General features: G+C 61.9%; 2 protein-coding genes. Both read left to right on the top strand.

The genetic code is table 11. The features are described 5' to 3' along the window. Positions 1-600: type IX secretion system membrane protein PorP/SprF (locus E0486_RS14980; RefSeq protein ID WP_131853217.1), on the top strand; the 600-nt coding region annotated here is incomplete at its 5' end. A 295-nt stretch (positions 601-895) separates the two neighbouring features. After that, complete coding sequence (locus E0486_RS14975) at positions 896-13,102, top strand: Ig-like domain-containing protein (RefSeq protein ID WP_131853215.1); 12,207 nt, start codon at positions 896-898, stop codon at positions 13,100-13,102. Positions 13,103-13,182 lie beyond the last annotated feature (80 nt).

Raw genomic sequence — 13,182 nt, 5'->3', positions numbered from 1 at the left:
GGCGCCACCCGCCTCGGGGTGGGGGCCCAGGCGGCCTACACCTCCCGCACGCTGAACACTTCGAAGCTCACCTTCGAAGACCAGTTCACCTCGGGCGGCTTTTCGACCCTGCCCTCGCGCGATGCCGCCCGCGGCGGCACCGACCACCACCTGGACCTCAACGTAGGCCTGCAGCTCTCCCACGAGGTGGCCCGCTGGGGCGCCTCCGTCGGCGGGGCCCTGCGCCACGTCAACCGGGCCAGGGAATCGTTCTGGGACGGCGACTACCGCCTGCCGATGACCTACACGGCCCACGGCCAGGTGTTTGCCAAGCTCAAGGGCGGCGACAAGCTGACCGTGCAGGCGCAGTACGTCAACCTGGGCGAGCAGAACTACCTGCAGGGCGGACTGGTGTTTTCCAAGAACATCCACCTGTCGGCAACCGAGACGACGCTGGACGTAGGGGTGCTGGGCCGCGACACGCGGACGGTGATTCCCTACCTGGGGCTGAGCTACGGCCGCACCAAAGGGGCGATCACTTATGATGTGACCACCAACCAGAGCAAGCAGGCCGGCCTCAACCGCCAGTCGCTGGAGGTGACCCTGCAGCATAGCTTCTAACCGAACTACCGGAACCGCATACAAAAGCCCCCCGACGAAAAGGTCGGGGGGCTTTTTCGTGTGCCCCTGACCGGGAATTTCTGCAGGAATCTATCGCGGCTTCGTCCGGCAATCGGCCGGTTTCGCCGAAAAAAGGGCAGTTTTCCACATTTGGTTAGGAAATCCTCTTAGTCTGTTATTAAAAACGTATTAAAAATGTCCTAATTTCCCATTCCCATTCTTTTTGAGAAGAGACCAGACCGACCAACCGAGTAGATCCATTTTCCTGTAGAGCCAAACAAAACAAAACTGCTTTATGAGTCAGCACACTGCTCCGGCGGTCGCGCACGCGGCTGCCCCCTGCCCGGCTATGTCCGGGTCCTCCCAAAACCGCAAAGCCCGCTTCGGGCGACGTTTGCTTGCCTTCCTGGCTGCCTTTGCAGTAGGAGGGGTGGTGCAGGCGCAAACCACCCTGATCGCTCCGGCTGGTGACGGCGGATTTGAGACGGGAGCAACGCTGGCCGCCAACGGCTGGACGGCTGTTAATTCCACCACCGATGGCTGGGTGACCGGGAATATTGTTTCCCCGGGCACCAGTGCCGGCAGCCGCGCCGCCTATGTAAGTGCGAATGGCGGTACCGGTTGGACCTATTCGGAATTAAGTAAATCAGTTTCTATTTACAGAGATATTTCAATACCCGCCGGGGAAACCAAGCTGACGCTTTCTTTCAGATGGAAAGCTGGAGGTGAAGGCACGACCACCAGCGATTGGGATAACATGAAGGTGTACTTTGCACCAACGACTGTAACACCGACAACCTCCAATAGCTCTGTGAGCAGTTCCTACCAGCAATCCGGTAACGGCGCTGTGAGTGGTATGTACAAGCTGAATTCTACCAGCTGGAACACTACGACCATGACCTTCTTTACCAACCTCGCGGGGCAGACCGGGCGGCTAATTTTCGTATGGCAATCGGACGTGACCACCATTGCGAACCCGCCTGCGGCGCTCGACGAGATCAGCCTCGTCTCAGCAGCGCCCGGCAACATCAGCTCTACCGCCACCGGTGGTAACTGGAGTTCCACCGCTACCTGGGTGGGCGGCGTTGTTCCCTCGGCCGGTGATAACGTCACCATTGCCGACGGCGCCACGGTGACTATCGATGCTTCCGCAGGAAACCCTTCTGTCGGCAACCTTACCGTTGGCGGCGGCACTTCGGGCAATCTGGTGTACAACGCCACTGCTGCGCAGACCCTGACCGTTTCCGGTAATGTAACAGTTAACACCGGGGCCAGCTTGAAATCGGCCGCCTCCGGCACGATGACGACGCATGCGCTGAACATTGCCGGCAACCTGACGAACAATGGTACGATCGACTTCAGCACCAATGGCAATACGGCCGGCGCGCAAATCACCTTCTCGGGTGCGGCAAACGCAACCTGGACCAATGGTACGTCTTCTATTACCAACCTGCGGCAATCAACCGGTGTCACCCTGAACAAGGGTACGTCTACCGCCACGACATTGACCTTCGCGCCCGGTGGCACGCTTACGGTGCAAGGCTCGAATGCGAACGGATTCCTGTCTATTTCCAATGGCCAGTTTATCCTTGGCGGCACGAATGCCTACAGCGGCCCCGTGTTCAATGCGACGGCCTATACAATTCCCAGCACCGGCGGCTTTTGGATGAACAACGCCAACGCCACGGTCACGGGCCTCAACGGCTCCCCCACACTAACCGGCGCCCTGCGCGTTTCTGCCGGTACGTTTACGGTGGGTACGGCCTCCGGTAACTCGATGACCGGCGCTTCGTCCACTTCCAATTTTACGATTGACGGCGGTACCTTCAACAGCGCTGGCCGCCTGGCCCTCACCAGCGGCAACATGACCATTACCGGTGGCACTGTAAACCTCAGTACCTCGGGTCAAAGTACCAACTCGAGTGGCTCGATGAACTTCACCGGATCGACCTTCACGATGAGTGGTGGCATTGTGAATCTCGTGCAGGCCTCGACAGCAGCCACAACGCAATACGACTGGAACGTGGTCCCAACCACGACCGCTATTACCGGCGGCACCCTCAACATCGGTACCAGCGCGACGGCCACCAACTTTACTTTCCGCACGATCGGTTCCATCCCGGCCACCGTAACCAACACCACGAACGGCAATAAGAACCTGACCCTCGCGGGCGCCACGAATGCCTATGGCGACGTGACGATCAGCGCCGGAACCACGTTGAACCTCAACGGCGTCCAGTTGCAGGAACGCAGCAGCACCTTCACCAACAACGGTACGGTTACCGGGACTACGGCAGGCAGTGTGCTTTCCTTCTTCTCGCCCTCCTCGTCTACCCAGACGCTGGCCGGCTCCGGCACGTTTACAGCCGGACTCGCAGCGCTGAGCAACCAGAATACGGGCCTTACGATCACGCACAGCAACGTCATCACGACCCTGCGGGTGAACCTGTTCCAGGGACAAATCACCAACAGCAACAAACTGACACTTGGTACCGGCGCCGCAGCATCCGTCGTCGTTCAGATCGGTGCGGCTGCGTTTGCCAACACCGGCGGCTCCTTCGACGTAGCGCCGACGTTCAACCTGGGTACGGGTACGTACACGATCCTGTATTCGCAGGAAGGAACGCCGCGCACGACCGGCCTGGAGATTCCGCCCTCCCGCTCGATCACGGCGGCTACGATCAACAACACGAACAACCTTACCATCGCCGGCGGCCCGCTTTCGATCGGCACGCTGACGCTGACCGCGGGCAAGGTGAACACCGACGCCTCGAACCTGCTGACCATTTCGGGTACGACGGCAGCCAGTGTAACCGGCGGCTCCACGACTTCCTACGTAAACGGACCGCTTGCCCGCACGCTCCCCGCGAGCAACAGCACCGGCACCTTTACGTTCCCTGTCGGTAAGGGCAGCTATAATCCTTTTGAACTCGTTACGCCGACGACCAACAGCGGTGGTACCGTTGTGGTGCAGGCCGAAGTGTTTGATGCCAGTGCCGGCGGCACAGCAGGTGCGGCCTTCAGCACCCTCGCCACGAACCGCTACTGGCAGGTTGGTATCCTTTCGGGTGCCGGCAACTTTACCGGCTCGCTGGTGAGGCTCAATGATACCCGCGGCTCGAACAACGGTATCGGCAGCAGCGCTACGCAAACCGGCACCTATAATATTGTAGGCGGCGGCCAGGCGACACTCACTGCTTCGTCGCTGACCTCGATCGCTCCGGCCGTCAGCAGCCTTCCCGGTTATTACCTGATGGGAACGCTGGCACCGCCGACCGTGGGTACGCCCACGGCAACAGCCGCAGCCGGCGACCGCTGCTCGGGCAGCGTGGCGCACAACGTATCGGTAACGGTTACTTCAGCGGTTTCGATCAGCACGGTGTCGCTCGCCTACTCGGTGAACGGTACGGCCGCAGGTACGATCAGCCTGACCAATTCCGCTGGCACGACGTGGACCGGAACGATCCCCGCCGTAACACCCTCGAATGCTGTTGTTACCTGGAGCGTAACCGCTACGGACGTCAACGGACTGACGGCGACACAAACCGGTGCGTCGTTCCAGGACAACATCCTGACCGGCATCGATATGGCAATCAGTGCTTCGCTGGCCACGGTCTGCAGCGGCAGCCCGGTAACCCTGACCGCTTCCGCCAGCCGTCCGCTGTCTACCGCCACTTATTCGACACCGTCCGTGTCGAATGCCACAACGGATGAAGACCTCGGCAACGTCACGATCACGAAGGGCGCTACCGAGATCCTGAACAATACCTCGGCCCGCAACTCGCTGGTGGGTACGATCGGCACCGCTACCGGCACGGCCGGCGGCTTTGCCAACTATACCGCCTTCGGACCCTATGCGCTTACCGCGGGTGAGAACTACAGCTTCTCGCTGACCTCCGTACAAAACGGGACCTCGGCATTCAACCATGCCATGGCCATTTATATTGACTACAACCGCGATGGCGACTACAACGACGCCGGGGAACAGGTATACTCCTCGGCCGCGCTGATTTCGGGCGCGCATACAGAAACCGGCACGTTCACCGTTCCCGCTTCGGCCAGAAACGGCCTGACGCGCATGCGCCTTATCGTTACCGAGACGTCGCTGGTGACCAGCCCGACGCAATCGGTGTCGTACGGTGAGTTCGAAGAATACATGCTGAACATCTCCAGCCCCAATGTGGGTGGCGGCGCTGCCGTAACCGGTATCAGTTCGTATACCTGGAGCGATGGCAGCACTACTACGGGCAACTCTTTTACGGTGAATCCCAATAACATCACGACCTACTTTGTGTTGGGCAACGACGTAAACGGTTGCTCCACGGCGGTATCGGCAGCGGGTGTGACGGTGAATGTCAACCAAACGCCTTCGGCGCCGTCGGCTTCCAATTCCACGCAATGCGGTACGCAGGTGCCCACGGCATCGGTAGCCTCCACCAGCGGCCAGGGCAACCCGACCTTTCGTTGGTACGCAGCCGAGACCGGCGGCAGCCCGCTGCAAAGCAGCACTTCTACGACGTATGCTTCTGCCGTCAGTGCCAATACGACCTTCTACGTTTCCGAACTCAACAGCACAACGGGTTGCGAAGGCAGCCGCACGGCAGTGACCGTAACGGTGGCTGCTCCCGACGCGGTGACGGCCGCCAGCAATGGAAACAACGTTTGCCCCGGCACCCCGATTTCCCTTTCGGCCAGCCAGCAGGGAAGCACGCAAAACTACAGCTACACCTGGACAGCTTCGCCGGCTGCCGGATCGGGCATCCCGAGCGGCTCTGTAAGCGGCAACCCTGCCTCGGTAACGCCTACTGCCGCCGGTACGTATACGTATACCGTTACGGCGGTGGACGGCAGCTGCACCACGACGGCTACTGCGACGGTAACGATCACGGCTCCGCCCCCGATCAGCACCATCACGGCTACGCCGACCACGGCCTGTCCCGGAACGACCATCAGCCTGAACGCTACGAGCATCGGCCTCGGCGCGGGTACGGCTACATTGGGCAACGCCAGCACCTCTACTTCCACCGCCGGTATCTCTCCGTTCAGCCAGGGCTGGGAGGCCGTGCATACGCAATACCTCGTTCGCGCTTCCGACCTTACGGCCGCGGGCCTGCGCGCGGGTAACATCAGCAGCGTTGCTTTCAAAGTGACAAGTGGTGTCAGCACCAACCCCTTCACCGATTATACCGTGAAGATGGCTGCCACCAGCGCCACCGCGCTCAGCGGCTACCTCACGCCGACCTTTACCACCGTGTACGGCCCCGCCGTGTACCCCGCCGTGACTACCAGCGGCAACAAGACGATCCCGTTTGCTACCCCCTTCAACTGGGACGGCACCTCCAACATCGTGATCGACATTTGCTTCGCCCTGGATCCCGCCGGCACGGGCGGTACCGTGTATACGTCGTCATCGACGGTTTCGGCGACCTCCAAATCGTACAACGCCGTTTACGGTACCTATAATGACAATGCAAATATTTGCGGCGGCACCGGCACCAGCACCGCTTCGGGTGTGACCAACCTGCCCGACATGATCTTCACCGGCCAGTCGATCAACGGTGACGCCACCCCCAACCTCACCTGGACCTGGAACCCCGGCGGCCTCAGCGGTGCTTCCGTATCAGCAACAGCACCGGCCAACAACAGCGGCAGCCCGGTGACGCAGGTCTATACGGTGTCGGTAACCAGTCCCCTGACGGGCTGCTCGAATACATCCACCGTCAACGTTTCGGTCAACCCGACCCCGGCTGCCCCGACGGCCACCAGCTCCATACAGTGTGGCCTGGCGGTTCCGACGGCTTCAGTGGCTTCGACCACCGGCGTTGCTACGCCCACCTTCAAGTGGTACAGCCTCGCCGAAGGTGGCACTGCGCTGCAAACCGGTACGCAGACTACTTACCAGACCGCCATCAGCCAGACGACGACCTTCTACGTTTCGGAAGTGTCGGCAGCAGGTTGCGAGAGCAACCGCACAGCGGTGACGGTTACGGTCAACGCGCCCGACGCGGTGACGGCTTCTTCCAACGGACCGGTCTGCCTCGGCAACCCGCTCAGCCTGTCGGTGGCACAGACCGGCTCGGGTAATACCTACGCTTATGCCTGGACCGCTGCTCCCGCCACGGGTTCGGGTATCCCGGGCAGCGCCTCGGGCGCTACGGCTTCGGTTACACCCACCGCCGCCGGCACCTACACCTACACCGTGACTGCAACCGATGCTTCGGCCGGCTGCGTTACGAATTCGGCGGTTACCGTAACGATTAACCCCCTCCCGGTAATGCCGGTTGTTTCTGCCACGCCTTCGGTTGTCTGCTCCGGCGCCACCATAGCGCTCAGCGCTCTTTCCTCCGGCAACGGACCTGGAACGGCTACGCAGGGCGCGGGCGCCAACACCTCGTCTTCCATGGGCATTTCGCCGTACAACCACGACTACGGAGCTTCTAAAACGCAATACATCTTCAAACCCGCCGAACTGCAGGCCGCCGGTCTGCGCGCCGGCAACATCACCAGCCTTGCGTTTGACGTAACGACGGTGGGTACCACGCCGCTCAACGGCTTCCGTATTGCGATGGGACACACGACGGCCAACACAGCGCCGATCGATGCGCCGATCACCACGGGACTGACCACGGTTTATACCAATTCGGCCCAGGCGATCACGGCGGGTATCAACACGTATACGTTCACAACGCCCTTCAACTGGAACGGCACCTCGAACATCGTGGTGAGCGTTTCGTTCAGCAACGTGAACACCGGCGGCATTTCCAGCGCCGTGCGTACCGACCTCACGTCGTTCGTTTCTTCGTCGGCGATCGTTGCCGATGAAGTTTCGGCCAATACAATCTTCAATGCGACCTCGTCGTTCAACACCGGTGCCTTCGACTACGATTACGACTACTGGTCCGAGCGTCCCAAGGTGATCTTCGGCGGTACGGTCAATGCGAGCCTCAATGGCCAGTACAACTGGAGCTGGGCTCCCGGCAACCTGAGCGGCGCCAGCACAACGGCCATTGCCGATAACCCCGGCACCACGCCGCTGACGCAACCCTACACGGTTACCGCTACCATCCCGGCCACCGGTTGCTCGGTTACGGCAACGGCAAACGTCACGGTGAACCCGCTTCCCACGGCGCCGACGGCTTCCAACTCCATCCATTGCGGTGTGCAGGTGCCGCTGGCCTCCGTCAGCTCCACCAGCGGTCTGAGCAGCCCCGTGTTCGTCTGGTACGACCAGGCTTCGGGTGGTACTGCCCTGCAAACGAGCACATCCACGACCTACGGCACGGCGGTAGGTGCGACGACGACGTTCTATGTTGCCGAGCGCAATGCGACCACTGGTTGCGATGGCCCCCGCACGCCGGTGACCGTAACGGTGATCACGCCCGATGCCGTCACGGCATCCGCTAACGGCCCTGTATGCGCCAACGGCAGCCTCTCGCTGTCGGCCGTTCAAACTGGTGCTACCAATAACTACACCTTCGCCTGGACGGCCAGCCCTGCTGCCGGCTCGGGTATTCCTTCAGGTTCGGTGGCCGGCAACCCGGCTGCCGTGGTACCGACGGTTGCAGGCAGCTACACCTATACGGTGACGGCTACCGATGCCGGAACGAACTGCGTGGCCGTTGCGACGGTTGCCGTAACGGTAAACCCGAACCCCACCATCAGCACGATCACCGCCAGCCCGCTCAATGTATGCCCGGGCGGCGCGGTGACTCTCGCCGCTACGAGCATTGAAGTCGGTGCGGGAACTACCGTTGTCGGTACGCAAGGCTCCACCAGCACTACCGGCAGCCCCTACCGCTCGGGTGCAGGTGCGGATATGAAAACGCAATACCTGTACACAGCGGCAGACCTGACGGCAGCCGGCGTTTCCGCAGGAAACATTGCCTCGATTGCCTTCAACGTTACGTCGGTAGGTACCGGTGCGATGCCCAACTTCACCATCAGGATGGGTGCCACCAGCGCCACCGCCCTGACGTCGACCTTCAACACAAGCACACTGACCACAGTGCTTCCTCCTGCTACGTATTCCGCTGTCGCCGGCATCAACACGCACACCTTTACGACGCCCTTCCTCTGGGATGGTACGTCCAACGTGATCGTACAGATCTGCCACGACGGCGTAGCTAGTACGTCTTCGACGGTCTCACTGGCCACGACGACCGGCGTCCGTGCCGTGTACCTCACCGCCGCAAACGCCTGCACCACGGCGTCGGGAGGTTCTACTTTATCTAACCGCCCGGTAACGACGTTCGGCGCGCAGATCGGCACCAGCCAGACGGCTAATCGTAACTGGGCCTGGAACCCCGGCGGCCTCAGCGGCGCCTCGGTAACGGCTACGGCACCGGCCACCCCGGGTGTGCAGGTGTTTACGGCGACCGCCACGAACGCGGGCACGGGTTGTGCCAGCACCGCCACGGTGAGCGTGAATGTGGGTTCTGCGCTGATCGCAACAGCAACGGCCGGCACCCCGACCATCTGCGCCGGCGGCAGCAGCACCCTGGCGGCTACGGCCGACGGAGGTGGCGCCCCGTATACGTTCACCTGGACCGACGGTAACGGTAACCCCGCCGGCACCGGCGCCTCCATCAGCGTTACTCCCGCAACAACGACAACCTACACAGTTACGGCTACTGACAATTGCGGCACAACCGCAACGAAGTCCGTAACGGTGACGGTCAATGCCCTCCCGGTGACTACGGTGAGCCCCAATGGCACGCAAGCGGTTTGCGCTTCGAGCCAGGTGCTGACGGCCACCACGAACGCCGCTACGCCTTCTTACCAGTGGCTCCTCGGTGCATCGAATATTTCTACGGCAACGGCGGCCACCTATACGGCCAGCGCTGCCGGTTCTTACTCGGTAAAAGTGACCGATGCCGCCACCGGTTGCTCGGCCACTTCGGCTGCAACGGCACTCACCTTTGCCGGCTACCCGGGTCCGATCACGGTAACGCCCGCCACGGCAACCAACCTTTGCCTTGGCTCTTCGCTGCAGCTTACGGCCGCCTCCACCGTCACCAACGGTGGTACGACGAACCTGTTCAGCGAAAACTTCAACTCGGGAACGGCTGCTTGGACCATTACCAGCGCTTCGGTCAACGGTAGTTCGATACCGATCACGAATGTGGACTGGGCAGCCCAGGCGGCTCCCTTTACCGGTACGACCGGTGCGGCTACCTTCTCGAACTTCAGCATCGAAGGAGCACAGTTCGTGATGGCCAAGCCGGACGGCGGTGGTTCGGGCAGCGTGACCAATACGAAGCTCGCTTCGCCCTCGTTCAGCACGGCCGGCTACGCCAGCGCAACGCTGCTGTTCCAGCACGCCTACCGCTTCAACAGCGGTGATGCGGCGGCCGTAGAATACTCGGTGAATGGCGGTGCCTGGCAGAACCTGAAGAGCTATTCGGCCAGCCAGGGTACGACCACCTCCGGCTCGCAGGCTGTTGTTACGGAAAGCATCGCACTGCCTGCGCCCGCACTGAACCAGTCCAACGTACGTGTCCGATTCAGCTACACGAGCAGCTTCGGCTGGTGGTGGGTGATCGACAACGTACGCGTATCCGTCCCGGTTACCACGGCCAGCTTGGCCTGGACATCTACTGCCAATGCCGGTATCCCGGCACCTGCAGGCACGGCCAATCTCGCCAATAGCACCGTCTCGGTGACTCCGACGGCTGCTGGTGCCTACACCTATACCGTTACCGCTTCGGTTCCCGGCTCTGCCTGTACGACCACGAACACGGTAACCGTGACCGTACTGACGCCGTCGACGGCGCCGGCTACGCTCAACGCCTCAGTGACCGGCAGTCAATGCGCCGGCACAAACGTGATCCTGACGCAAACCGGCGGCTCGCTGGGCGATGGCGCCCACTGGCAGTGGTACAAAGACGCTGCCTTCACACAGGCTGTCGGCGGCCAGCTGACCTCCGCCAACGCACAAATCACGGTGGCACCCACGGCCACTACGAGCTACTACCTGCGCTCTGAAGGCGGCAGTGCTCCCTGCGCCGCCAACGTGGCTGCCGCATCACCGGTGACCATCACGGTGTTCACGCCTTCTGTCGCCGGTACGGTGTCCTCGGCCCAAAGCTTCTGCACGGGCGGCACGCCAGCCGACGTAACGCTGAGCGGACCCACCGGTGCTATCCAGTGGCAGTCCGCTACCGATGCGGCCTTTACCCAAAACGTTGTGACCTACGCCAGCACGACGGCTACGCTTAGCGGCTCCGAGATCGGTGCCCTGACGCAGACCCGTTACGTGCGTGCCGTGGTGACCAACGGCGGTGGCTGCGCTTCGGCAACGTCCAATACCATCACCCTGACGGTGAATGCCTTCCCGGTTCAGTACACGGTAACCGGCGCAGGCACCTATTGCGACGGCATCGGCCGCAGTGTAGGCCTGTCGGGCTCGCAAGTCAATACCAGCTACCAGCTGCGCAAGGGCGGGGCCGACCAGGGATCGCCGGTTTCCGGCACGGGTGCCGCACTGAGCTTCGGCGTGCAGCCTGCCGGTACGTATACCGTCGTGGCTACCTCCAGCACGGGTTGTTCCGCCACCATGGCCGGATCGGCCGTACTGAGCGCCACCGGTCCGTTCTCGGCCGAGATCTCTGCCCAGAACTCCATACTCTGCTCGGCCGGTAACGCCACCACCATCACCATCGCCAACGGCCCCGCCAACGGTATCGTGACAGTGACCACCAACGGCGCCAATGCACAAACGCATACGCTCGACGCTTCGGGCACCTTCCAGTTCAACACGGGGGTACTCAACGCCAATGCTACGTATACCATTACTTCGGTCAGCAACGGTTCCTGCGCTACACCCACCAGCATCGCCACAACGGTGTATGTCGGTGCACTCGTAGCTGACCCGCTGCCCGGCCAGTCGGTATGCCCCGGCTCCACGGTTGGACCCACTACCTTCCTGGGCAACTTCCCGGCAGGTACCACCTACAGCTGGACGTCCACCAACCCGGCGGTTGGCCTCGCGCAGACGTCCGGATCGGGCGCCGCACTGCCCGCCTTTACGGCTACGAACAACGGCAACAGCACCATCTACACTGATATTGCTGTATGGCCGAACCTCGACGTCGAAGGTTGCGAGGTGCGTAAGATGGTCTTCCGCATTTCTGTGAAACCGACACCGACCATGAATACGGTAGGCAACCAGTCGCTCTGCGCCGGCGCCCTGACGGCTGCCGTCAACTTCAGCGGCAACCTGGCCGGCACTACCTACAGCTGGACCAACTCAAACCCCGCCATCGGTATGGTGGCCCAGGGTGCGGGCAACATCCCCTCGTTCACGGCCGTCAACAACAGCAACCAGGGCACCATCAGCGGCACCTTCACCGTAACGCCGTACAACAATGGCTGCGCCGGTACGCCGACGTCCTTCAGCGTGGCGGTGAACAAAGCATCGGTCAGCCTCGTGTATCCCAACTCGCCCTATTGCCCCGTAGGCCCGGCCACTCCGCGCCAGTCGGGCACTTCGGGCGGTACGTACTCGGCCCCCGCAGGTGTGGTGTTCTACAGCACCAGCACGGGTGAGATCAACCTTGGCGCATCGACCGCCGGCACCTACACGGTGACCTACACCATGCCTTCGGCAGTTGGTGGTTGTGGCGGCACAACGACGGCAACGATCACGATCCTGCCCCGCGCTACCGTCAACACGATCCCCAACCAGGCCCTTTGCGCCGGTGCTGCCACAACACTCGTGCAGCCCACCGGTACCGCAAGCGGCTACTCTTGGGTCAACCTCAACCCGTCGGTGGGTCTCGCCGCAACCGGTACGGGTGCTGTTCCGGCCTTTACCGCTGTAAACAACACCACCGGTATCGTAACGGCGCAGGTCAACGTCACCCCGCTGGGCAATGGGTCATCGAGCTGCAACGGCAACGCCGTGGCCTTCCGCTACACGATCTACCCGCGTCCGGCCGTAACCCCGGTGACCGTTGCGGATTACTGCCGCGGCGTACTCACGGCGCCGGTGACCTTCAGCAGCGCCACAGCGGGCACGAGCTTCGCCTGGACAAACAGCAACACTACGATCGGTCTCGGTGGCCGCGGCACGGCTGGTCTGCCCGCCTTCCTGGCGCAGAACCCCAACGCGTCGGCACCCAACACCGCTACCATCATTGTGACCCCCTCGGCCAACAAGTGTACCGGCACGCCGTACCAGTTCACCTTCCAGGTGGATGACTGTACCACCCAGTCCGGCGGCACGGGCAGCGGCAGCGGCAACGCCCGCATGGCCGACCAGGTGACCGTAGGTCCGAACCCGACACAGAACCGCGTGACGGTGTTCTACAAAGGCAGCGACGAAGGCCCCTTTACCGTGCAGCTCATTACGCAGTACGGCCAGGTGCTGACCAAGCCGGTGTCTTTCACGGGCAACACCTACACACTCGACCTCACGGGTATGACCGCGGGCGTCTATGTGCTGCAACTGGTGAACCCGCGCACGAAGGAAACCGTGCAGAAGCAGGTGATCAAGCTGTAAACTGGAGCAAGGTCCCTAAAAACAAAAGCCGCCCTTCGGGGCGGCTTTTGTTTTGGACAGGCAAGCAGGGAACAAGATAT

Source organism: Flaviaesturariibacter aridisoli, from assembly GCF_004343705.1.
Taxonomy (GTDB): Bacteria; Bacteroidota; Bacteroidia; order Chitinophagales; family Chitinophagaceae; genus Flavisolibacter; species Flavisolibacter aridisoli.
This window is presented reverse-complemented; position numbering and strand designations above follow the sequence as displayed.

What these genes read in the sequence shown, in the direction of transcription:
- E0486_RS14975 (WP_131853215.1), top strand. Translation starts at nt 896, where the DNA reads ATGAGTCAGCACACTGCTCCGGCGGTCGCGCACGCGGCTGCCCCCTGC.